We start from the raw sequence: 22,020 nt of genomic DNA, 5'->3' as shown, positions 1-22,020 counted from the left end.
ATTTCTTCGTCATCCTGAATTTTTGCTTTTTTCTTGGTTGTAATCTTTTGTACTTCAAATTGAAGTGCGGAATGTGGGTTCAAAGCAGGTAATCAATATATCTCACTTCGAGCTACAACTGTTGTAGGAATTACTAACCACTGACTTATCTTATCGGCTTGGTTACAAGCCGAAACAATCATACAAGTATAAAAGATTGCTATCAACAACCAGTTTATACTTATATGAAAAAAATATTATAAATACTACAGCTAGTACATTATATAATACAGCAATGATAGGCGCCTGTAAATCTTCAACTTATACCTAAATATTTAGATACTTAAATACTTACTAATCAGGAATCATTCTTTGAAGTGCTTTACTAGACAACTCGTTGATTTAACTGGCGCCAGTTTCATTTAAATAAAATAAAATCATTGCTTGCCCATTATCGATGTAGTAAAAATGGAATCCATCACTTTCTATATCATCCATTATATAAGAAATAGTTAAGGTATCAGCCCAATCATTATCAACTTCAATGGTAAAGTTACGCTGCTTACCATTAATTTTATATTTTAACCAAGCTTCCTCAGATTCTATATTTACATAGTCTTCGATATCTGTAATTAAATCTGGTTTATTGGCAACCAAGCATAACCTTTTAACAATATTGACATAATCGCCAGTTTGATAAATACATTCGGTATCAAAATTCCATACCCGCGCGCATACTGCCCGACCCCAAGGTTCACGCTCAACCGAGGCGCCAAATATGGATAAAAGATAGCCAAAGGGTTTTTCCTCATATGCTTCGCGCGGCAATGAGTACAAGAGGTCATCAACGGTAACTCCTTCGTTGAGAGTCAAGCCCAGTTCTGCAAGCTTTTCGAGTTGTTGTTCTAGCTTCATGGCGCCTGTTGCTCAGTAGTATACAAATACTTATGTTAACTGCTAACCTTAAAAATGCTTAAATAGTAGTGGCGCCATAATTTACAGACCCATGTCGAGCAAACCCAAAGGCTGGTATAAAAACATTACCCTTCGCCCCGTCCTACCTGTAGACGGTTATGAATCCTACGAAAAAATATGCGGGAATGTAGCAAATATATATTTTTCAACGAATGAAGAAGAAGTCAGGCGCCTAGTATTAAGAAAACCCAAAGAATCAATGTGTATCACTGTCTACACTTTCTTTAAAGTCGGACAAGCTAAATGCCCAGCGTATTGGGTCGGTGGGGATTTAATAACAGCTTTAATGCAATCTAATTTATCGGTAGAAATTGAAAAATTGAATTGGGCTATGGTATCTGGGATTTTTATGCTACCATTAGGCGCTATATTATCCCCAGAAAATCATAGTATTACAGCAATCTATTGGCATTACGATACGGACAATGGTTTATTATATTGGGTTGGAGTAGATGATTTGTCATCCTATTGTCGTCGTTTTTCAATAATTAATAATGAAAACAAATTAATCTACAATGATATTAAAGAATTAGATGCAGGTGTAGTAGTAGAGTTTAATCAACACTTACAATCCATATTTCTACGACTGCTATTAATCATGGAATGTCGTCCTGAATATGTAGAGACAGAAAGCGCGCGCGTCGTTGTTAATAAAGGTTTTTCTAAGAAGAATGATAAAGATTATTATCAACCATTATGGATAGGTAAAGATTATCGCTTAAAACGAGAAGGCAAAGAATCTACAAGTGGCGCGACTGGTAGTAGTAAAGCTCCGCATTGGCGGCGAGGTTTCCTTAGAAATCAAGCTTATGGAGAAGGGTACAAAGAGCGTAAATTAGTATGGATTGAACCAGTGTTTGTAGTTGGTGGGGAGTAGTGGACACCTGTTACAGTATACTCTACACGTATCTAAATATCTAAATACTTGGATATTTGAGTATTTATGTTTGGCGCCGCAAAATTTAAAACTATAGATATGAATAGACGGTAACAATGAGCAAAAAAAAAGTTATGAAAAATCCACAAACTATAATCATTAAAAAACTCGGCAAAGATGAAAGTAGGTTAGCTCAAGAAGCTGTTATACTATTTTTGGATGAGGGTGAAAAGCCAATTAGTATAGAAAAAATGATTAACCTACTTAATCAAGAAAATTTTTATTTTGTAGTTGCTATGAAAGGCGAAGAAATATTGGGAAGACTATATGGTTATGTTTTTGAGCTACCGAAAGACAATGGCAAAGAAATGTATTTGTATGAAATTGATGTTGATAAAAAATATCAAAGACAAGGGGTTGCTAGAGAATTAATTAAGTTTACATTAGAACTAAGCAAATGCCAGGGAGTTGATTGTATTTTTGTTGGTACAGAGGCTGAGAACATCCCTGCACAAAGGCTCTATGCTAGTACCGGAGCAATTTTTGAAGGTAATCTTCCTCATTATATCTATAACCTAAGTTAGTTTAGATAGAGCCTGTATTCGCTGTTGGTAGGGAGTAGGCGCCATTAGCTTGAATCCAAATATTTAAATATCTAAGTATCTAAATATGTAATTAGTCTGAATTTAATAATCAAGACAGGCGCCTTTACTAGCGATAAGTTCTTTAACTGACCGATATTACTTATTGCTATGCACTGCTTCCATATGTAAACATCTGTATAAAAATCATCACAAATATATAAGATTATTTTGTAAAACAGCGCTTTTTTTGCGTTAAATACTTAGCAATAAATTAATGCCCGCAATAATAATTACAGATTACTTTGTATCTAAATATTGCTTAGTGCCATCGCGCGCGTTCCATTTTTTGCGTTGCAAGGGTTTGAGTGGCGCCGATTGTTTAAAATGGCACCTGGTAATGATTTTAGGCACCGATTAAGATGTTACAGAATCTCTCAAAACAATCGAAATCGTTTCCATTAAGGCGCCGGAGAAATTGGAGTTGACAGACCATGAGTGCCTACAACAAGATAAATATCCGCAGCGTGCGGTTGCATAAGTCTCACAATACCAGCGCTCCCGCTTAACCGAACCGTATTGGAACAGATACAGTTCCAGCTCAGTCACTTACTTAGGTGGGTTTTTAAATCTAACAATTAAAGCGGAAATTTTCTGCCTAGGGTGTAGTTTTAGATTTGTGAGTGGGGTTAGCAGCATAAATCAAATCAAGAAACTTTGCGCGCGGTATTGTGATATGTTTTTTCAGCGGCTTCGACGTTTTTATATTGTAAGTCTTGGTTTTTCCCTACTTCTATCGTTAGCTAGTGGAATTTTTGTGTACCAAGTTTCACCTTTGAGGGAACCAACCTTTCAACCTAATAGTGCAAATGCAGGCTCATTAGTACCGTGGCTACAAGGTGTAACAGAAGCGCATTGGATTCTAGTCGCTAATATTTTAGCGTTTCTAGTGTCTACCAATCTCACGCTTGTTCTATGGCAGCAAAAGATATCTAACAAAAATTATTGGTTGCCACATTTCATACTTATGATTCTAGTATGGGTAATACTATTTAGAATTTATTGGATTATCTTTATAGGTTACTTATTACATGAATGGTTGATTGATTAATTGATGCTTTAAATTTAGGCGCCCTGACTTCTGACCTAAATACTTAAATACTCAAGTATCTAAAAATTTAGATATGAACAGGCGCCCACTAACCAAAACATACATTACTCAAAGCGTTTGTAATTTTTCCAAAGCAACAGCGCGTACAAGTCGGTTAGCATCAGTTGTAAGTTTAGAAATTACATGAGCAGGCGTACTAGGGTTTTGAGCAACAGCGTATCTTTCTATCCAACATATAGAATTCGCGTGTTGTGCTAGAAACTTCGCTGATGCCAGTGGATGAAGCAGAAAAATAAAACGTGGTGATGTTGGTTCGTTTGAACTAACGAATTCAGCAAGAACGGTGCCTGCTTTTTTGGGGTCTTTCTGGATAAGTGCTTTTATGGCGTGCGCGCGAACACAAAAAGACCCTTTGCGCTTTTTAGATAAGGAAAATAGTGTTTTCACACTGATATTATGATTTTGAGTTACGGCAATTAAAACATCATGATTTGGCGTCAAAGCTAATTGATGTAGAGTTTCGGCTGATGTGTTTGGGTTATTCGCAACTGAATTACATAAAGAAATGCTTTTAGTATCGGCAATGCTATGCAAGATATCTGATGGCGCCTTGTGATTATTTGCAAGTTCTAATTTTTGCAAGAAATCGACTATTTGTTGATTATATAAAGCAAAGTTAGTTTTGAGATTTGTAACTGCTTCGTTACGAACCTCAAAACAATCATCTTCCACAAGATATAATAATATTTTGATTGGTACTTTATAGTTTCTAGCTAATAGTACTCGTAGTATTTTTTTGAATTTATCAACTCTTGAAGAATCATTTTTACGGTATTTTGTTTGAACATATATATGCTCAAAAATACTTGCTGGTGTTTGAGAATGGCGAGCAAATACAATCAATTTATCAAAATCAGTTATTTTCTCTAACTGTTTCCAAATATAGCTACCTATATTATCTCTTAACGATAGCAAAGCATAAATACTTTCAAGATTTAAAGCATTTAAACAATGTTTTATTCTGGATGGATGACAAATATATATAATACCGTGTACTAACCTATTTAATGCCTGAATATCTTTCCCATTTATCTTTGTATCATCAATTGGATATATTGTGTTTAATATAGAATCAGAGCTATTATAATTACGGTAAACGGCTTGTTTTACCACTGCATTATCTATCATAGCTAATTTTTCTAAGACAAATGTTGGTAAACTAGGATTTTCTGCAACAACTGCTAAAAGTTGGGTTGTCTTTGTCCTAGAAAATTCGGCTAAAGTATTTACAGGAGTATTTGGATTATCCGCTTGATTCAAACTGAGTTGAGCTTTCGTTTCCATATCAAACGTGTTTATTATAAATTCTGCTATATGAGTTGGTGTTTGCGGATTTGCAGCAATATTTAATTGAGTATCTAAATGTAAATTGAGTAACAATCTTTCATCTAATACACCAATGTTATATAAAAATTCTTCTCTTTCTTTAATACGATTTACGAATGTATATTTTTCAATCGCGTGCCAAATTTCTTCCTCCCATCCCTCTGTTATCTCACCTGAATAATTCACATGTTGTGATGCTGTATATGCTTCTTCTAACCTTTTGGGGTTATTTACTATTTGTGACAAAGCATGAAAAGGCGCCTTGGGATGGTTAGCAATAATGTTTAATATCTTAGAATTATCTCGTGAAGCTGCCATCACCAAATATTCTTCAGGTACATCATCTAGTAGTAATATGCTATGAAGTGTTTCAAAAGGCATTTGTTGGAGCAAACGCGGATTTTCCAATACCAACAATGGAAATACTGGATTATTTATCAATTCAAATGGAAATTCGGCGCCGAGTGCAATTAGGACTTCAACAGGCGTATTAGGATTAGCTGTAACATTTCTTTGTACTTCTGGGTCATGTTGATAACCGCTTAATGCTTCTAAAACATCAGGTGGAGTACTAGGATTTTTGGCTACAACGCACGCGAGTTCAATGCTCTCCGAAACCAGGTATCGCAAAATATCAGGATGAGTATTAATATCCACTGCTTGGTCGATTAAGGAATTTGACATAGCAATTTCATTTATTGGCGCCTGTAAGCATCGTTATATTTTACTGTGTACTATGCTAACGATGCTTTGGTGGCGCCTGCTATACACATTAAATATCTTAGTGTTTAAGTATTTAAATACCTAAGAAGCAACGCGCAAGTATAGCTTAATCTCCAAGTCGGTGTGATACAGAATCTAGCAATTAATAAATTCTATTACTTCAGCAATACAAATATACGTAATTTACAGGCGCCTATCCTCGCTCGTTAAGTACTTAAATACTCAAGTCTCTAAACGTTAAAATGAATGAACAAGCGCCCAATATCCAAACCCACCAGTACTTACAAAGTTTGTAATCGTTGATAAGCAACTGCGCGTACAAGTCTATTCGCATCTACAGCAAGTTCAGAAATGACGTGAGCAGGCGTACTAGGGTTTTGAGCGACAGCATATCTTTCTATCCAGCAAATAGAACTAGCGTGTTGTGCCAAAAACTCTGGAGGCGCCAGTGGATGAAGCAGGAAGATAAAACGTGGCGATGTTGGTTCGTTTGAACTAACGATTTCAGCAAGAACGGCGCCAGATGAATTGGGTTCTTTCTGGATGAGTGCCTTGATGGCGTGCGCGCGGATATTGGAATAACCCTTCTTCCGCTTCCTCGATAAAGTTAAAAGTGTTTCTACACTTGTATTTTGATGTTTTGTTACGGCAGTTAGCACATCATGATTTGGGTGAAAAGCTAGTTTATGTAGAGTTTCGGCTGATGCATTTGGGTTATTTGCAACTGCCAAACATAAAGCAATACTTCGAGTGTTAACAATATCGTGTAAAGTATTTGGTGGCGCCTCTTGATTATTTGCCTGTTCCCATTTATCTAAAAAATGAGCGACTTGCTGATTATATAATGCAAAGTTTGTTTTCAAATTCATAATTGCCTCACTATAAACTTGAAAACTATCATCTCTAATAAGATGTAATAAAATATTAATTGATGTTTGAGGATTTCTCGCTAATAATATTCTTAATGTTTTTTTAATACTCTTTGTTTTTGGATAATTGCTTTTATAATATTTTGATTGAAGATGTATATGCTTAAGGATATGTACTGGTGTTTTCGGATGACGGGCAAGGGCAATTAATACATCAAAACTAGTAAGGTTTTCTAGTCGTTTCCAAATCAAATCATCTATATTATTGGATAACAAAAGTAATTTACCAATGTTATTAATATCCAAGTCATTTAAATATAAAGCAGTCTGATATTTCTGATAATATTGTATAATCTTCATTATTGAGTCTTTTAAATTTTGAATACTTTCTTCATTTTCCTTCGTATCATCAATTTGATATAAAATTTTCAAGACAGAATTTGGAGTATTATAGTTACGGTAAATAGCTTGTTTAATTTCTTGATTATCCATGTTAGCTAGTTTTTCCAAAACAAATACAGGTGAACTAGGATTGCTTGCAACAGAAATTAAAAGTTGGTTTTCCTTAGCATCAGAAAACTCGATTAGGGTGTTTATAGGCGTATTTGGATTACTAGCTATGTTTAAATTCCTTTGAGCTTGCACTTCAGGGAAAAAGCTATTAATTATCAATTCTGCAATATCGCTAGGTGTATCAGGGTTATAAACAATATTTAAGAGACTATAGGGAGTTAAACCAAGCATTAATCTCTCATCTAATACACCAGCATTATACAAAAATTCTTCTTTCTCTTTGATTCGATTTAAAAACGTATATTTATTGATTGCGCGCCAAATTTCTTCATTCCAACCTTCAGTTATCTCGCCCGCAAAAGTTACGTGTTGTGATGCTATATATGCTTCTTTCTCCCTTTTCGGATTATTTACTATCTGAGATAGAACATGAAAAGGCACCTTTTTATGGTTAGCAATAAGATTGGATATTTCATAGCTATCTAGTGAAGCAGCCATTACCAAGTATTCTTCAGGTATATCATCGAGTAATAACACGCTCTCTATTACATCAAAAGGTAATTCTTGAAAAAAGCACGGATTTTCGAGTACCAACAATGGGAATACTGGGTTGTTTATTAGTTCATACGGAAAGTCGGCGCCAAGTGTAATTAACTCTTCAACAGGCGTATTCGGATTAGCTGTAACATTTCTTTGTATCTCTGGGTCATGGTCATAACCACTTAATGCTTCTAAAACGTCTGGTGGGGTACTAGGGTTTTTGGCTACGACGCGCGCGAGTTCTATACTTTCGTCCGCCAAGTCTCGAAGTATATCAGGATGAGTATTTATATCAGCTGCTTGGTCAATTGGAGAATTTAACATCGTAATTTAAATATTGGCGCCTGTACAATTTTAATATTTTATATTCATATGTACTAAGTTTATACAATCAAGAGCAGGCGTCACTTTGTGCTACGTGTAACCAAAATACTGCACAATATATATAGTGTTGGTGCCTATCGAAGTATTTAGACATTTGAGTATCTAGATATTTATAATAATTGGCGCCTTCAAGTAAAAGTAGTTGCGTCCTGAAGGCAAATTTATGTCTAAAAAATATCTTAATAAGATAATTAAAAAATATAACGTCGATAGGAATGATTTTACACAAGCCATAATTAAAGGTTCTGAGTTGATTAATCAGTTGAAAAATATAAATTTAAATTATACAGGAATTTGTGGTTCGTTCGCGAAAGGAACAACTATTTCATTCAACTCTGAACTTGATATTTTATTATCTATAAATTCTACAAACTTTGACATACTTCCTAATATATATAATGAATTATATAATTATTTAATCAACGCTGGGTATAATCCTTACAATAAGAATATATCAATTGGTGTCATGGTTGATACTTATAAATTTAACTTAATTCCAGTTTGTAAGGACTCTCAGTCTAGGTATAGATACGTTATTTATAAAGCAAAAACTAATTCTTATATTAAAACAGACTTGTCTAAGCATACTTTACATGTAGAAGATTCTTTTCGGACATCAGAAATTAAACTTCTTAAAATATGGCGAGAGTTACATCATCTCAACTTCCCATCCTTGTATCTTGAATCAGTAATTATCAAATGTCTTAAAAAATGTATGTATAAAGACATCGAATCAAATTTTGTAGAAATACTCTCTTTCTTAGCAAATAACTTACAAAATACAAAGTTTTTGGACGTAGATAATAGTAGTAATGTTATTTCAGATGATTTAAGTGTATATGAAAAAATACGATTAGCTAATCAAGCACAAATTTCTTATCAAGCAGACGCTTGGGAAGAAGTTGTTTGGTGATTATATACTGGATTTCCTGGAAACTCTAGCAATCGGCGCCCTAACTACAAATCTTGACTATATAACTATAAAAAATTATTAATTCAAACGGAAAGTCGGCGCCGAGTGCGATTAACTCTTCAACAGGCGCCCTTTGGGTTTGCTGTAACATTTCTTTGTATCTCTAGGTCATGTTCATAACCGCTTAATGCTTCTAAAACATCAGGTGGAGTACTAGGGTTTTTGGCAACGACGCGCGCGAGTTCAATACTCTCGTCCGCTAAGTCTCGCAAAATATCAGGATGAGTATTTATATCCGCTGCTTAGTCGATTAAAGAATTTGACATTGTAAGTTGAAGATTGGCGCCTGTTTAATTTTAATATGCTGTGTAGGCGCCACTCGCATTCCGCTTAATCAAAAGAAGCTTTAGTTGATCGAATTTTTAGGGTTTCTAGCATTCCCAAAAAGTCAGGCTAGGTTACTATTCTCCATCTGAACATTTTATATAGTTACATTTATCACTATTTCTAGTTACGGGAAAGATATGCAGATTATTTTTATGAACGGTCAGCAAGCATAATAACCTTGCATTTATCGTTTATATATCGTATTCTCTATGCTAAGTATTTAAATACTTAAATTTTTAGATATTCAGATATTGGGTACCATTGCTGCGGCGCGGTAAATTTGGCGCCAACCAGAACGTATTTCTTAAGGCGCCTGGAGTGATAACGTCGAACTACTTATCCATATCATTCAATTCATTTGTTTGACCAAGCACGCGATTTGCAGCATGAATGTACCGCGCGTACCAAATATCCGATTGCATGTAGTTGCCATTGATAAAGTAGAGAGCAGAAAGAAGATTATTGGCGCCGCAATAGAAAGTAGCAGTTTGTATTGTTTCTTTCAGACATTCATCAGATTTACTTATTCTATGTAGTTTTCGTATATCTTTTAGATGGTTATTACTCTCAATCGCACTGCAATGAAGACTGGCATTATGAATTAGGCGATTGATATCCCACTTCTGATTTAGTTCAACTGCGTACTTAATTGCTTCCAGTCGGTTTTGTTCAAAATTGACCATAAGATTTTTTGTTAAGCGGTAGAAGTAGTGCCATAAAATTTTTAATTAATTCATTTCATACATGTAAATTTAGGTTTCATTACCCAAAATATCTTGAATACCAAATAAATCTTTTGGTGAACAATCTAATACTTTACACAGCTTTGCTATTTTTACAAAGGTTTTAGTCCCATCTCTATCTTTCTCCCAATTACGAATAGTGGAGGTGTCCACGCCTACAAGTAAAGCAAGTTGGCGTTGAGTCAAATTTTTTAACTTACGTAGGTCAGCGACCTTTGAGACATATATTTTTTCCATCAGAACCTTAATCTTCCTGCTTCAAAATATCATCAATTGTTAACTTGTCATCATTTCTCAATTGTCTTACCCAGTTCCGCAATTTAATTAAAGTAGCAAAATCACTTTTCGTTAATGTTCCGGATTTTGCTGCTAATAAAGTACGACGATCTATTTTTACTCCTTGCATTAACAATTGCTCATAAACCGCGTTCACTGATAACCCCAAAGGCCAGTAAGAACCAATATTAACGAAAATTTTCAAAGTTCATATCCTTACAATCTCAATATATGTTCTTACCTGAAAGCACTTTCAGGCAATTTCGCTACCTTTGTTATAAGCGCCACTCACTACGTTCATTTGAGTGAAACGAGTGGCGCCTTTTCCGTATCGGATTTCTCTAAGCCCTACTTCCTGTGAAGGAAGCAAGCCTTGATTTTAAAGCAGGAACAAGTAGAACATTTGTGCAAATGCGTCTAACATAGTTTACCATATTGTTGAACATTAGTTTACCATAAAAACAAATCCGCCCTACCGTATCGACGGGGGCGGACTTTCCTTTGCGGCATTGAGTATTGAATCTCGCCATTGCCTGAGAGCATCGTTCTCTGTTCTCAGGCGACTAATTCCCCCAACAAGTGTTGCTTAAGGCTTATAACTTCTGCTTCCAGTTTTCTAAATTCATTAAATTCAGCTTCTAACTTTTTAAGCGCATTAACCTCCATTTCCAGTCTAAGCAAGCGTTCTATAGATTCTTCTGGAGTTACAAAATCTTTGTTCAAATAATTTCTTATCAGCATTAAGAGAAGCTCTGAAGGTGTTTTGCCCTCAGCTTCCGCGCGCTCTTTGAACTGCTGCTTCTCAATGGAAGGTATTCTAACAGCTATACGTTCATCAGCATTCATATGTACTGGCTATCCATTATGTTTAACGTTGTTGTACCAACAGTATAGCTACAGTAAAGGAATTTTATAAATAACGGTAAACAACGGTAGACAAAAGTTACACAAAGATTTACCATAAAGTTGGAGAGTTAAAGTAATTTCTCTTCAATACCAAAAGCCCTCCGCGCAAACTACCAATAAGTACGGAGAGCTTTGTACACCTAAGTAAAAAATAGTGCATTTACATTATGTACACATCTGCTGGATTTACACAAGACTTTAATTACTCTAGATTCAAGAGTCAAGAGTTAGCTCAGTTAGCTCAAACGACTCTAGATAACTTTAAAACCTTTCTCCGCTATACTTTCGACGGTATCATCCTTATAGGGCAGGAGTTACAATCGGTTTACGACCAGTGCCTTACATACGGAAGAGAAGGTAAAAAGGTTTTCAAACAATGGCTTGAAAGTAGAAGTTTCGGCACCAGTATTTACATTGCTAAGAGCGCGATGCAATTGTACAACTGGTTCAAGGATTTAGACCCAAGATTACAACGCTTGATTCGTGAAAACGTCCAAGATTGGAAAGTGTCAGCATTGCGCCATTTAAAGCACTTGGCGGATGATGTAATAGAAGCTGCTGTTACCACAGGTAAGAAAACAGCCTCACAACTCAAACAACTTTCGGCAAGAGTTGCTCAAAAATTGGCACCTGTTTCTATCTCCGCCAACAACGAGGAAACAATTAAGGATAATACAGATTCTGAACTGACACCTGTCGAGTTACCAGAGACTACTTCCACAGAAGAACTGGCGCCCGTCGATTTATCAGAAACTTCCACACAAGAGGAGGCGCCAGCTACACGACAATTAGGTTTAGGAGTGAGAATTATAGTTCAAAACGAGTCAACAGGATGGAACGGCGCCTGTGGGGTTATCACGGACATTGGCAATAACAATGATTTTTGGGTTCTATTAGACCATGCGATTGCTCAGGGAAGACCCGCAAAAAATTTACTTAAATCTCACCAACTGCGGTTGGAAAGAACGTCAGCTAGAATCCTTACCACTGATGATATTGAACAAATCAAGGCAGAAGCTATCAAACAATATAAATTAGAGAACGCGGAAATAGAACAAGCTAGATTCGCGGAAATTCAAGGCGCCGCTGAAGCAAAAGCTTCATGTGCAAACGCATCGTTCGAGAAACACGCGCGAAATATGGAAGCAAAAGTATCCAAGTTAGTTGAGCATCTGGAAGCATCGGAGCAAGAAATCGCGCGCTTGCAGACCTTAAATGTAGAGAACCAACAGTTACAACAACGAGTTACCGAACTAGAAAACGCGCTTCTAAAAGCAAAAGAAGACAGTTGGGGTAATATTTTCAACGCTCAAGCAGCGAAAGTTCTCAACTCCAATATTAAAAAAACAGTACCTCAACTATTATCTAAAATTGAACAGTTAGAAAAGGACATACAAGAGAAAGACGCTGTTATTGTTCAATTGCAACAAACGGCGCCACTCGCTGCGCTCAAATTCAAAATTATCAATTCATTCATGTCCCTCTGAGGGAAAATTCAAAATTAAAGAAGTAATTTGAAACAATCTAATTTAAACTCAGCTTGAGTATGTTTGAATACCCTCTTACTATTTTGAATTTTGAACTTTGAATTTTGAATTTGAACGAAGTGAGTGGAATGGTTGGAACCGTTCAGGGTATCGTGATAGCAACGGTACATTATACAAAGGCATAAGTGCGATTAGTGCATTTGTTTCGGATTTAACGCGCGAGTTCCAAAAAGAAGCTGCATTTTAAATCAATGAACTAATTAAATAATACTTTGCGTATCGTTTTATGAAACGATTGGTTGATGCTGAGAAATTTGGCGCCTATTCTTTAACTAAATGTCTAAATACTCAAGTATTTAAGTATTTACTAGACAGGCGCCGGAAATATGGGCAGTATTACAGGCACCACTCAACCGTTAATTCTTCCGCCCGCTGCGTCGAAAATCCCAAGGCATCACAGGATTATCCTGATTCCAAAAACCTAACCTTTTACGCTTTGCAAGAGCTTCTGCTTTAATGTACTGTTCTTGGGTGGCGCCACATGCACTGAGGTACTGGGTATAAACTACTGCTTGTCCCTCTTTCACCATTTGTAAATTAATTGAGCGGTTATTTGTAAAAACTTCAGCTACTAATCTTCCATAGCGGTCGCGTTGTACTTGTCTAACCTATACACTGGCGCCACGTGGTAACAATTGTTTTAGTCGGTTTGTTGAAGCGGCGCCGTATGGATTTTGTTTCCTTTCAGGTGTGTCCATGCAGGCCATACGTATCGTTTCAGTTTTACCGTTCATCGATACTCGGATAGTATCGCCATCACCAACACTGACAACTTGGGATGGTGTATTTTGAGCAGATGCTATACCACTGCTGACTATTACAAGGCTTAGAGTAATTGGAAATAGTTTTTTCATGGGTTTATCTTAAACTTCGATACCCTAGTATTCCCTGTGGAAAGCTCTGAGTATCGGCGCCTGTTTACTTATTAATGCTTACATGTCGGCTTATAGTAAATGCCCAGTATCTTATAAATACTTAAATACTTGAATATCTAAACATTTAAATACCCAGGACAGGCGCCGTTAAGGGTACAGAGCGCGAAGCTGTCACCAAGTTGCTTTCCTAACGGTTTAGTTTAGCCCTAAAGACTTGTGTATCAAGGAATAGTGTTTACAAATATAGAGACGCTTTACTTTGGCGCCGATACTGTGAAAATAAATATTGCAAAAATAAGTACATACTGATAAATTTAGTATGTACTGAGTAAATGAGTAAATACTGGGTATTTATGGAAATGGCACAAAGGATAACTATCACGCTGTCAGACGAGCTATACAACCGCTTACAAATAGTGAAAGATAATTTCAACGTATCTCGTTTATGCCAGCAAGCGATTGATTCAGCCGTTCAGATGGAAGAATTCAAAGCTCGAACTGATATTTCTCCAACCGAAAAGGCTATGACTCGACTGCGACAGGAGAAAAAACAAGCTGCCGAACGTTGGAATGAGATTGGTTTCAATGATGGAGTTAAAGAAGCAGCAGAAAATTTAAGTTATAAGGAGCTTAAGTATATTGGTGAGGGGGGTGACATTAATGAGTTAATATCCAATATTGAACCGCCACTGATAATGTATATCGAGCATATGTGTGAAACGAACGGGTATGACGATAGGCAAGATTTTGAACTTGACATCTATGTTGCAGCTTGGGTTAAAGGCGCCTGTCACGTTTGGAATGAAATTAAAGACAAAATTTAGTTAAGCGCATCACAGGAACGGCGCCTGTTATTTTATAAGTATTTAGGTACTTAAGTATTTAAGTATTTATAATCGGCGCCTCTATGGCTAATAAGAGCTAATACCAACATAAAACTTCAAAGTTTAACTCCTTACAATCTTAATAAAGTCTTTTAATAAAACTGTTTCCACACAATTGAAGGCGCCCATATCTCATTAAATATCTAAATACTTAAGTATTTAAAGTTTTTATCTTGCTATGCTTCGTTCGTTGTTTCGGTATCAAATTTTACTTTTAAGTCAACGCCCAAAGCTTTTTCAATTCCCCTCAATGTAGCGATTGGCAACTCTTGAATTTTTTCATTTTCTATCCGATTCCAGTGAGGCACACTTATACCTGCTGCTGCCGCCAATTCAGTAAGAGATTTATTTGATAGCACTCGGTAATCTTTTATACGTTTACCTAACCCAGGAAACTCTTTGCTGAAGGTGACTCGCATCCACACTATTCCATACAAAATACCTCCTTAGTATCTCCCCTCCCATGAATATCATCACAACTTGTTAAGTGTTGCACTTAAAGTATTACTTTTAATGTAATATAAAGAAAATAAGAGAAGCGGTTTTGTTTTTCACGCTTAAACCGCTTCACGTCCAACAATATTTTTAGGACTGTATATATTATGCATGAATCTATTGCTTTTGCCCAGCCTACCCAGTTTGAAGTTAAGAACGCCACTAATACTCCTCCACTCAAGCTGACATACAACTTCAACTACACCGAGTTCAAGAGCTTTGACCTTCAGGAACTAGCCAAAGCCACCCTTGGTAACTTTATAGGTTTTATGCGAGTAACATTTGATGGCTTGCTTACGAATGGTAAAGCTTTACAAAACTTCTACTTGGAGTGTGTAGCTACATGCCCAGACGGAAAGAAAGTCTTTGAAAAATGGCTGGCTACTGATTTCGGCGCCTCACGTTGGGCAGCAGAATCAGCGATGAAATTATCGGTATGGTTTGAAAAATTACCATCAAGGCTACAGTACTTAGTTCGTGAACGAGTTCAGCACTGGAAGATTTCTGCACTTATTCTGCTAACGCGCGTAACGGAGGATGTGTTAGAAGAAATAATTACCACTGGTAAGAAAACAGCCGCACAGGTGAAAAAGTTCATTGCTAAGAAAGCTAAAAAAGTATCTTCTGACAAAGTATCAAGCAGTTCAAAATCAGTCTCTCAAGCAACAGTAGTAGATTCTAACTCAGAATCAAAGGAGGCACCTGTCCAATTACCAGAGATTACTTCCACACAACAAGAGGCGCCTACTCCTAAATTAGGTCTAGGAGTACGAATCATAGTACAAAACGAGTCAACAGGATGGAATGGCGCCTGTGGTGTAATCACGGATATTGGCAACAACGATGATTTTTGGGTTCTGCTAGACCATGCCATTGCTCAGGGAAGACCTGCAAAAAATTTACTTAAATCTCACCAACTGCGGTTGGAAAGAACGTCAGCTAGAATCCTTACCACTGATGATATTGAACAAATCAAGGCAGAAGCTATCAAACAGTACAAATTAGAGAACGCCGAAATAGAACAAGCTAGATTCGCAGAAATTCAAGGCGCCGCAGAAGCGAAAGCAAAAGAGTCAAACGCATCGTTCGAGAAACACGCGCGAAATATGGAAGCGAAAGTAACCAAGTTAGTTGAGCACCTTCGAGCATCTGAGCAAGAAATCGCGCGCTTGCAGTCCTTGAATGTGGAAAATCAACGGTTACAGCAACGAGTTACCGAACTAGAAAACGCCCTTATTGGCGCCACAAAAGATACTTGGGGTAACACTTTCAACGCTCAAGCAGCAAAAGTACTTAACTCCAATATTGAGAAAACAGTTCCTCAACTTCTGTCCAAAATTGAACGGTTAGAGAAAGATTTACAAGAGAAAGACGCTGTGATTGTTCAATTGCAACAAACGGCGCCTGATGACTCTATTATTTCTGAGTTTGGAGAAATCGGCGCCATACGGGGCTGGAATGGTTGGGGTCGTTCTGGGTATCGCGACACCCACGGAACACTGCATAAAGGGATGAATGCCATTAGTGCATTTGTGTCTGATTTAACGCGCGAGTTCCAACAAGAAATTGCATTTTAAAGCAATAAACTAATTTAATTAATACAAAACGTATCGTTTAATTTATAATTAGTAGATGCTGATGAAAATTCGGCGCCGTTCAGTGATGAGAAAATATTTCCTACTTAGGGTGGGTATGCATTGATTCACATCGGCTTTCCAGCTATTGACAGGTAAATACGCACTCATTTAAGACTAAGGAGTTTTACCAATGATTCAAAATAGTTACAAACTCTCAATTCCGGCTCCTGAATTTCTGCCAGAAGCAATGAATGTGGCGCCAGAAACGAAACAATGGCTTGGGATTTACTACACTGCAACAAATGCAACTTGGAGCGATGGTGGATGGAGCAAAACTTTCAGCTACTACGACGTGTACTATCCTCTTTTAAACAATGATGGTATCAGTATAGAATTAGTAAAAGCACACCAAAAACTAAAACCAGAATACAATATCGATTTTGGTTCCGATGATTCAGAACCAACACACATCCTTTTACTCAATCAACATTCTTGCGACTTATACATAGCAGAATTCAAAGCAGGAATGAAATTTCTACGGGAACAATATCCCAAGCCTGACAAGGGCAAACAAACGGTAATCACAAAAGAAGAATGGGAGCAAATAGTACTTGAACACAAAAAGTATATACAGGAATGTATGCAGAAACCCCCAAAATTTGGAATGTTTGAATCGCTCTTCAATATTAGTATTTATCGTAGCAGAATTATGAATTGGTTTAATAATTACTGCATAAACTAACATGAAGACACACTCTTCATGTTCATCCTATCACCCGTGATTATTCAAGAGCGGGTTTTTCATACCTTCAATGGTATTATCTTGATAGGGCAAGAGTTCTAAGTAGTTTTTGCAACACTTGGTAACAGCTTGGCTATATCTATATAAGCCAAAACAAGGGGCACCCGTGGTCTAAACAAGGCGCCTCTTATAAACAAAATATAATATAGGTTTTGATTGAGTGATTCAACAAGGGCTACACCAAAAGTTATAGAAAAACGTACTAATCACATTTAACTGGTTGCCATCTAGGGTTGCTTCAACGAGGCTACACCAAAAGGTATAGAAAAACCGCTTTCATTTTAAAATTACACAGTATAAGGTTTACTTTCACAAGCAGTTAGAAAAATCATTAAAAGAGAAATATAACAGATAGTAAAATAATTTTTTATCATTTTTTTAAGTATTACGAATGTTCTTATTTAGTAATACAGGCGCCTTCTCCACAACAGGCGCCAAAAATCATTAATTCTTCCGCGCGTTACGACGAAAATCCCACGGCATTACAGGGTTATCTTGATTCCAAAAACCTAAACGCTTACGTTTTGCTTCTGCCTCTGCTTTGATGTACTGTTCTTGAGTGCTGGCACAAGCATTTAAGTATTGACGATAAACCACTGCTTGCCCCTCTCTGACCATTTGAAGGTTAATTGATTTACCACCAACAAACACCTCACCTACTAATCTTTTGTAGCGGTCGCGTTCAATTTGTCTCACTTGTACAGCGGCGCCACGCGGTAATAATTGTTTTAGTCGATTTGTTGAAGCGGCGCCGTAGATTCCTTGCCTTTTCTCAGGTGCATCCATACATGCCATACGTATCGTTTCTGTTTTGCCATCTAAAGCTATCCGAATAGTGTCTCCGTCACCTACACTTACTACTTGGGCTGGTACATTTTGAGCAGAAACGGCGCCGTTACTAGCTACAACAAGGCTTAAGGCAATTGGGAATAATTTTTTCATTGGTAGATATTTTACTTTGATATCTTAAGTATTCCCGATAGGAAGCTTTGAGTATCAGGCGCCTGTTTATAGAACATATGTACGCAAAGAAGGTGGCGACATCAAACACCAAAGCATACATATATCGCTATAAAGTAATGAAAATTACAATAGGGTGCCGTTTGATAATCGTTCATGCTAGCGGTATTTTTTGTACAACGACTTATACGCATATCTACTGTCAAGTTGGAAAAATTTAATTTTTTAGCTAGCTAGTTAATACTTCATAAATAATGATAATCAAATTATATTATCTTAAAAAGCATAAAAATTTATATTAATTTTAGATGAATCGGTATTTGCGGATAATTCGGATGACAATTAATTTCGGTAATCAATATAATGAAGCACATGATATATCACTTACTACGTCAATCAAGGATGCAATTACCGCTGCTAATAAAAACGAAAAACTTTTGCCATAATAATATTCATCGCAATTTTTTTGAACTTGTAGAAAGCGAATTATCAATTGCTTCATTCATGTCGTGGATAGTCATATGAAAAACAAGATAGTAAATCGTCAGCCCGAAGTCGGTCACTTTATCCGTGAATTTCGTCTGTTGAGCGGACTTACGCAAGAACAATTTGCAGCTTATGTAGGTGTTACTTACCCAACAGTCAATCGTTGGGAAAATGCACGCTCAACACCCTCTCCTATTGCACTACAAGTAGTACAAGAGAAAGTTCTACAACTTGGTGAAGAAGGTCATAATTTGCTTGCTAAATATATTGACGGTTAGTTCCTTATTCAAGCGGTGCTTTGTCAGTTTAATATTTAATATTTATGTCTGTTTTAAAGCTAAAAGTGCTTTTATACAGGCTTTCTTTCTATATGTAATATTAATTTAAACATATCTTTAACTTTACAACCGCAGTACAGGAGTAAATCATAAATGGCGCCGTATCCAATAACGATAATTCCAAAAAAAATATTAACAAATCATCAGAATATTACAGAATCTTTAAATTCGCCGACAATGAACCCGCAGGAAGATACTTTTTTTTGGTATTATCTCGAAAAATATTTTCCTCTTCAAGTAAAGCGTGGTTACTCCTTTGGGTCATACACTCCAGATTTTATATACACCGACCCAGTTACAGGAACTTATATAGATATAGAGCTAGATGAGCCTTACGTTTACGGTAAAGAAGAACCTACTCATTTCCAAGGGTACGATGATAAACGCAATCAGTTATTTATAAACAATGGTTGGGCAATCATTCGTTTCAGCGAAGAACAAATAGTTCGATATCCAGACAGTTGTTGTAAAGAATTAGCTGAACTCATTACCTACCTCAGAACTGACGAGAGTATTCTTGAAGATTTCTTAAACATCCCAAATTTGCCGCCTTCCCCACATTGGAGTTATAGTGAAGCGCTTAACATGGCGCAAAATAATTATCGTGATACTTATTTAAGTATAGATTCTAATATATCTAGTATCTTGAAAAACATTGATAATGGTCAGTTCATCGATACGTTAAAACGTTTTATTAATGTTGAAGTTGATACTGAAACTCGAAAAACTAAAGAAAGATGGCAGAAACCTATACATGAACGTGTACAAGAAGGATATAGCATTGACAAAGTTGAAGTTATTGAAGTAAGTGGTACAAAAGCTTGGTTACGATTTTCAGAAAATATTTCTAAATTTGATAAAAGCGATAACCTTATATTAAGCCGAGGTAATCCTACAGACAAAGAAAAGTTTAAATGTACTATTATTGAAGAAAATGATTCTGAGTTTCTTGTCGGCGCCGCATATGGACAAAGCTTTGATAATTTATATCCAAGTGAAGGGTGGGTATTAGATGCTGGTATCATTGATGTAAGACATCTATTAATCGGCGCCTTAACTAAGCTTGCCAATAATCCCACAAAACGCGAACAGATATTAGGTATTCTAAACGGCGCCATTAAACCAAGCTTCAATGCCAAAAATCTAACGTCAAGTCAGTATTTAGTTGATTCAAACGCACTACCCAAACAAAAAGAAGCATTCCAAAGAGCTTTCGCAACCGATAACTATTATTTGATTCAAGGTCCACCGGGAACTGGTAAAACTTGGTTGCTTGCTCAAATTGCGGTTAGTCTTGCTCGTTTGGGACAGCGTGTTTTGATTACTGCTTTTACTCACTCCGCAATTAACAATGCTTTACAAAAAATAGTCCAGGTTACAGGTTATAACAAAGTAATCAAAATCGGCGCCTACGATAAAACCGAAGGATTAAGTTGGAACGGTGATAATGTACCAAATTATGAAAAGTTTATTCGGGTGCCAAAAGAACTAGATACAGAAGGGTTGATTATTGGCAGCACTTGTTACGCAACATGTACTAAAGCATTAGAAAATGTGAATTTCGATACGGTCATATTCGATGAAAGTGGTCAAGTAACTTTACCAGTTGCAGTTGTGGGGATGATGGCAGGTAAGCGTTATATATTTATCGGAGACCATAAGCAAATGCCTCCTGTGATTGTTGGTAGACATGGGGAGCAGTGGGTAACTCGTTCGGTATTCGAGACATTATTTAATCATGCTCCGGGCACAATGTTAGATGTAACTCATCGAATGAATGCTGAAATTAATGATTTTCCTTCTCAATGTTTCTATGATGGTAAATTAAATCCTTCTCCAATAGCTAAACAACGTTGCTTACAGTTAAAGATGGCGCCAACTCAGCACGTTGATATTCTCGACCCTGCTAAACCGAACATTTTTGTCGAAGTACACCATCAAAACCGAGGTATGCGCTCACCTGAAGAAGCCAAACTTATTGGCGCAATTGTACATGAGGCATTAGTTTGTGGTATTAAAGCATCAGAAATTGCTGTTGTTGTACCCTACCGCGCGCAGGCAAGATTAATTCGTCAACAGCTTCAAAAAACAGCTTCAGAATATGGAATTGCAGTTTTAACATCTGTATTAGTGGATACCGTGGAATCAATGCAAGGTCAAGAGCGAGATATTATTATTGCCTCGTTGACAACTTCAGACCCTATACACGCGGCGCAAAGAGCAGAATTTTACTTTCAGTTAAATCGTTTGAATGTTGCCATTACCCGTTCCAGGGTAAAACGAATCGTTGTAGGCAGTCCTATTATTTTTGAAACCGAACCAAAACAAAAAGAACATCGCTCTTGGGTACAGTGTTTCAAAAACTTTTACCTACAAAGCACAATTCTTACTCATTCACTGTAATACGTAAATTGATTTTAAAAATTAAATAGCTTTTTCGTTCCTAGAATCGGTTCCGACATAAGCTGTGGTAACTATATAGGCGCCGATGGATAAACATTTACTAATCAACAGGATATTTTTTGATATGTACCGTAAAACACCGTATACGGTTTCCCCCTATTCAAATAATAATTTTTCTACGACAGTAGAAATAATAAAAAACGGGTATCCACCAATGAATTTTCAAGAATATAAAAAAGAGTTTAATAATGCTTTAGATGATGAAATAAAAACGTTGAAGAAAGAGGGTGGTCAACAAATATATGTGAATGATGGGATATACCTCGGTGTTCGCGGGCGCCAATATGTTTATTCATTTTCTGCTGATAGAGATATATTATTACCAGACGATACTCCTTGTATTCTTATACCCCATATTCCGCACTTCAGAATGTCGCATAAAATATTACATAAATACGTACTGGCATTAGTAAATAAACATACTAATAAT

General features: G+C 36.5%; 24 protein-coding genes and 1 pseudogene. 13 read left to right on the top strand and 12 right to left on the bottom strand.

Going from position 1 to position 22,020, the window contains the following annotated elements; genetic code table 11:
* Positions 1–381 precede the first annotated feature (381 nt).
* Positions 382–894 carry a hypothetical protein gene (locus DSM106972_RS49680; RefSeq protein ID WP_127087632.1) on the bottom strand — a complete coding sequence of 171 codons (513 nt, stop codon included), beginning with the start codon at positions 892–894 and terminating at the stop codon, positions 382–384.
* 91 nt (positions 895–985) lie between these two features.
* On the opposite strand from DSM106972_RS49680, the gene DSM106972_RS49675 reads away from it, so the two are divergent.
* From DSM106972_RS49675 to DSM106972_RS49665, 3 genes are all read left to right on the top strand, one after another.
* A complete protein-coding gene (locus tag DSM106972_RS49675) occupies positions 986–1,831 on the top strand; it encodes an AcrVA2 family anti-CRISPR protein (RefSeq protein ID WP_127087631.1) in 846 nt (281 codons plus the stop codon).
* A 134-nt stretch (positions 1,832–1,965) separates the two neighbouring features.
* Positions 1,966–2,415: a GNAT family N-acetyltransferase gene (locus tag DSM106972_RS49670; protein WP_158633037.1), complete on the top strand. Its 450-nt coding sequence runs from the start codon at positions 1,966–1,968 to the stop codon at positions 2,413–2,415.
* 733 nt (positions 2,416–3,148) lie between these two features.
* Positions 3,149–3,523: a hypothetical protein gene (locus tag DSM106972_RS49665; protein WP_127087629.1), complete on the top strand. Its 375-nt coding sequence runs from the start codon at positions 3,149–3,151 to the stop codon at positions 3,521–3,523.
* Between the two features lie 108 nt (positions 3,524–3,631).
* Here DSM106972_RS49665 and DSM106972_RS49660 read toward each other — a convergent pair whose 3' ends face one another.
* Both DSM106972_RS49660 and DSM106972_RS49655 read right to left on the bottom strand, forming a co-directional pair.
* Complete coding sequence (locus DSM106972_RS49660; RefSeq protein WP_127087628.1) at positions 3,632–5,593, bottom strand: variant leucine-rich repeat-containing protein; 1,962 nt, start codon at positions 5,591–5,593, stop codon at positions 3,632–3,634.
* 320 nt (positions 5,594–5,913) lie between these two features.
* Positions 5,914–7,878: a variant leucine-rich repeat-containing protein gene (locus DSM106972_RS49655; protein ID WP_127087627.1), complete on the bottom strand. Its 1,965-nt coding sequence runs from the start codon at positions 7,876–7,878 to the stop codon at positions 5,914–5,916.
* A 223-nt stretch (positions 7,879–8,101) separates the two neighbouring features.
* Here DSM106972_RS49655 and DSM106972_RS49650 point away from each other — a divergent pair, with 223 nt between their 5' ends.
* A complete protein-coding gene (locus tag DSM106972_RS49650; RefSeq protein ID WP_127087626.1) occupies positions 8,102–8,851 on the top strand; it encodes a nucleotidyltransferase family protein in 750 nt (249 codons plus the stop codon).
* A gap of 119 nt (positions 8,852–8,970) precedes the next feature.
* Here the strand turns inward: DSM106972_RS49650 and DSM106972_RS52025 are convergent, their stop codons facing one another.
* From DSM106972_RS52025 to DSM106972_RS49630, 5 genes are all read right to left on the bottom strand, one after another.
* On the bottom strand, positions 8,971–9,144 hold the full coding sequence (locus DSM106972_RS52025) for a variant leucine-rich repeat-containing protein (protein ID WP_459178374.1): 174 nt from the start codon (positions 9,142–9,144) through the stop codon (positions 8,971–8,973).
* Positions 9,145–9,570: 426 nt separating this feature from the next.
* The gene (locus tag DSM106972_RS49645) at positions 9,571–9,921 is read right to left on the bottom strand and encodes a hypothetical protein (RefSeq protein WP_127087625.1); all 351 of its coding nucleotides are present in this window, start codon (positions 9,919–9,921) and stop codon (positions 9,571–9,573) included.
* 69 nt (positions 9,922–9,990) lie between these two features.
* Entirely contained in the window at positions 9,991–10,218 is a 228-nt protein-coding gene (locus tag DSM106972_RS49640; protein ID WP_127087624.1) for a helix-turn-helix transcriptional regulator, read from the bottom strand.
* A 7-nt stretch (positions 10,219–10,225) separates the two neighbouring features.
* Entirely contained in the window at positions 10,226–10,462 is a 237-nt protein-coding gene (locus tag DSM106972_RS49635) for a hypothetical protein (protein WP_127087623.1), read from the bottom strand.
* Positions 10,463–10,812: 350 nt separating this feature from the next.
* Positions 10,813–11,103, bottom strand: coding sequence for a hypothetical protein (locus DSM106972_RS49630; RefSeq protein ID WP_127087622.1), 291 nt, complete (start codon positions 11,101–11,103; stop codon positions 10,813–10,815).
* 227 nt (positions 11,104–11,330) lie between these two features.
* Here DSM106972_RS49630 and DSM106972_RS49625 point away from each other — a divergent pair, with 227 nt between their 5' ends.
* Both DSM106972_RS49625 and DSM106972_RS52020 read left to right on the top strand, forming a co-directional pair.
* Entirely contained in the window at positions 11,331–12,650 is a 1,320-nt protein-coding gene (locus DSM106972_RS49625) for a hypothetical protein (protein WP_127087621.1), read from the top strand.
* 97 nt (positions 12,651–12,747) lie between these two features.
* A complete protein-coding gene (locus tag DSM106972_RS52020) occupies positions 12,748–12,897 on the top strand; it encodes a hypothetical protein (RefSeq protein ID WP_158633035.1) in 150 nt (49 codons plus the stop codon).
* Between the two features lie 169 nt (positions 12,898–13,066).
* On the opposite strand, the pseudogene DSM106972_RS54630 reads toward DSM106972_RS52020, so the two are convergent.
* Both DSM106972_RS54630 and DSM106972_RS54625 read right to left on the bottom strand, forming a co-directional pair.
* Positions 13,067–13,300: pseudogene (locus DSM106972_RS54630) on the bottom strand (thermonuclease family protein); the annotation flags it as partial.
* Between the two features lie 18 nt (positions 13,301–13,318).
* Entirely contained in the window at positions 13,319–13,564 is a 246-nt protein-coding gene (locus DSM106972_RS54625) for a thermonuclease family protein (protein ID WP_233786957.1), read from the bottom strand.
* 353 nt (positions 13,565–13,917) lie between these two features.
* On the opposite strand from DSM106972_RS54625, the gene DSM106972_RS49615 reads away from it, so the two are divergent.
* On the top strand, positions 13,918–14,409 hold the full coding sequence (locus DSM106972_RS49615) for a hypothetical protein (protein ID WP_127087620.1): 492 nt from the start codon (positions 13,918–13,920) through the stop codon (positions 14,407–14,409).
* A 236-nt stretch (positions 14,410–14,645) separates the two neighbouring features.
* Here the strand turns inward: DSM106972_RS49615 and DSM106972_RS49610 are convergent, their stop codons facing one another.
* Positions 14,646–14,906: a helix-turn-helix domain-containing protein gene (locus DSM106972_RS49610; protein ID WP_233786956.1), complete on the bottom strand. Its 261-nt coding sequence runs from the start codon at positions 14,904–14,906 to the stop codon at positions 14,646–14,648.
* Positions 14,907–15,071: 165 nt separating this feature from the next.
* Here DSM106972_RS49610 and DSM106972_RS49605 point away from each other — a divergent pair, with 165 nt between their 5' ends.
* Both DSM106972_RS49605 and DSM106972_RS49600 read left to right on the top strand, forming a co-directional pair.
* Positions 15,072–16,541 (top strand): hypothetical protein, encoded by a 1,470-nt coding sequence (locus DSM106972_RS49605; protein WP_233786955.1) that lies wholly within the window; start codon positions 15,072–15,074, stop codon positions 16,539–16,541.
* Positions 16,542–16,731: 190 nt separating this feature from the next.
* Positions 16,732–17,283 (top strand): hypothetical protein, encoded by a 552-nt coding sequence (locus DSM106972_RS49600; RefSeq protein WP_127087619.1) that lies wholly within the window; start codon positions 16,732–16,734, stop codon positions 17,281–17,283.
* Positions 17,284–17,787: 504 nt separating this feature from the next.
* Here DSM106972_RS49600 and DSM106972_RS49595 read toward each other — a convergent pair.
* The gene (locus DSM106972_RS49595; RefSeq protein WP_127087618.1) at positions 17,788–18,285 is read right to left on the bottom strand and encodes a thermonuclease family protein; all 498 of its coding nucleotides are present in this window, start codon (positions 18,283–18,285) and stop codon (positions 17,788–17,790) included.
* 326 nt (positions 18,286–18,611) lie between these two features.
* Here DSM106972_RS49595 and DSM106972_RS54620 point away from each other — a divergent pair, with 326 nt between their 5' ends.
* The 4 genes from DSM106972_RS54620 to DSM106972_RS49580 form a co-directional block, all read left to right on the top strand.
* Positions 18,612–18,749 (top strand): hypothetical protein, encoded by a 138-nt coding sequence (locus tag DSM106972_RS54620; protein WP_186538314.1) that lies wholly within the window; start codon positions 18,612–18,614, stop codon positions 18,747–18,749.
* A gap of 75 nt (positions 18,750–18,824) precedes the next feature.
* Positions 18,825–19,067, top strand: coding sequence for a helix-turn-helix domain-containing protein (locus DSM106972_RS49590; protein ID WP_127087617.1), 243 nt, complete (start codon positions 18,825–18,827; stop codon positions 19,065–19,067).
* A 153-nt stretch (positions 19,068–19,220) separates the two neighbouring features.
* Positions 19,221–21,530: an AAA domain-containing protein gene (locus DSM106972_RS49585; RefSeq protein WP_127087616.1), complete on the top strand. Its 2,310-nt coding sequence runs from the start codon at positions 19,221–19,223 to the stop codon at positions 21,528–21,530.
* A gap of 124 nt (positions 21,531–21,654) precedes the next feature.
* Positions 21,655–22,020: hypothetical protein (locus DSM106972_RS49580; protein WP_148129290.1), on the top strand; the 366-nt coding region annotated here is incomplete at its 3' end.

This window comes from Dulcicalothrix desertica PCC 7102 (genome assembly GCF_003991905.1).
Taxonomy (GTDB): Bacteria; Cyanobacteriota; Cyanobacteriia; order Cyanobacteriales; family Nostocaceae; genus Dulcicalothrix; species Dulcicalothrix desertica.
Note: the sequence above shows the minus strand (reverse complement) of the source record. Positions and strands in the feature narration are given on the sequence as shown.

What these genes read in the sequence shown, in the direction of transcription:
- DSM106972_RS49680 (WP_127087632.1), bottom strand. Translation starts at nt 894, where the DNA reads ATGAAGCTAGAACAACAACTCGAAAAGCTTGCAGAACTGGGCTTGACT.
- DSM106972_RS49675 (WP_127087631.1), top strand. Translation starts at nt 986, where the DNA reads ATGTCGAGCAAACCCAAAGGCTGGTATAAAAACATTACCCTTCGCCCC.
- DSM106972_RS49670 (WP_158633037.1), top strand. Translation starts at nt 1,966, where the DNA reads ATGAAAAATCCACAAACTATAATCATTAAAAAACTCGGCAAAGATGAA.
- DSM106972_RS49665 (WP_127087629.1), top strand. Translation starts at nt 3,149, where the DNA reads ATGTTTTTTCAGCGGCTTCGACGTTTTTATATTGTAAGTCTTGGTTTT.
- DSM106972_RS49660 (WP_127087628.1), bottom strand. Translation starts at nt 5,593, where the DNA reads ATGTCAAATTCCTTAATCGACCAAGCAGTGGATATTAATACTCATCCT.
- DSM106972_RS49655 (WP_127087627.1), bottom strand. Translation starts at nt 7,878, where the DNA reads ATGTTAAATTCTCCAATTGACCAAGCAGCTGATATAAATACTCATCCT.
- DSM106972_RS49650 (WP_127087626.1), top strand. Translation starts at nt 8,102, where the DNA reads ATGTCTAAAAAATATCTTAATAAGATAATTAAAAAATATAACGTCGAT.
- DSM106972_RS49645 (WP_127087625.1), bottom strand. Translation starts at nt 9,921, where the DNA reads ATGGTCAATTTTGAACAAAACCGACTGGAAGCAATTAAGTACGCAGTT.
- DSM106972_RS49640 (WP_127087624.1), bottom strand. Translation starts at nt 10,218, where the DNA reads ATGGAAAAAATATATGTCTCAAAGGTCGCTGACCTACGTAAGTTAAAA.
- DSM106972_RS49630 (WP_127087622.1), bottom strand. Translation starts at nt 11,103, where the DNA reads ATGAATGCTGATGAACGTATAGCTGTTAGAATACCTTCCATTGAGAAG.
- DSM106972_RS49625 (WP_127087621.1), top strand. Translation starts at nt 11,331, where the DNA reads ATGTACACATCTGCTGGATTTACACAAGACTTTAATTACTCTAGATTC.
- DSM106972_RS54625 (WP_233786957.1), bottom strand. Translation starts at nt 13,564, where the DNA reads ATGAAAAAACTATTTCCAATTACTCTAAGCCTTGTAATAGTCAGCAGT.
- DSM106972_RS49615 (WP_127087620.1), top strand. Translation starts at nt 13,918, where the DNA reads ATGAGTAAATACTGGGTATTTATGGAAATGGCACAAAGGATAACTATC.
- DSM106972_RS49605 (WP_233786955.1), top strand. Translation starts at nt 15,072, where the DNA reads ATGCATGAATCTATTGCTTTTGCCCAGCCTACCCAGTTTGAAGTTAAG.
- DSM106972_RS49600 (WP_127087619.1), top strand. Translation starts at nt 16,732, where the DNA reads ATGATTCAAAATAGTTACAAACTCTCAATTCCGGCTCCTGAATTTCTG.
- DSM106972_RS49595 (WP_127087618.1), bottom strand. Translation starts at nt 18,285, where the DNA reads ATGAAAAAATTATTCCCAATTGCCTTAAGCCTTGTTGTAGCTAGTAAC.
- DSM106972_RS54620 (WP_186538314.1), top strand. Translation starts at nt 18,612, where the DNA reads ATGAATCGGTATTTGCGGATAATTCGGATGACAATTAATTTCGGTAAT.
- DSM106972_RS49590 (WP_127087617.1), top strand. Translation starts at nt 18,825, where the DNA reads ATGAAAAACAAGATAGTAAATCGTCAGCCCGAAGTCGGTCACTTTATC.
- DSM106972_RS49585 (WP_127087616.1), top strand. Translation starts at nt 19,221, where the DNA reads ATGGCGCCGTATCCAATAACGATAATTCCAAAAAAAATATTAACAAAT.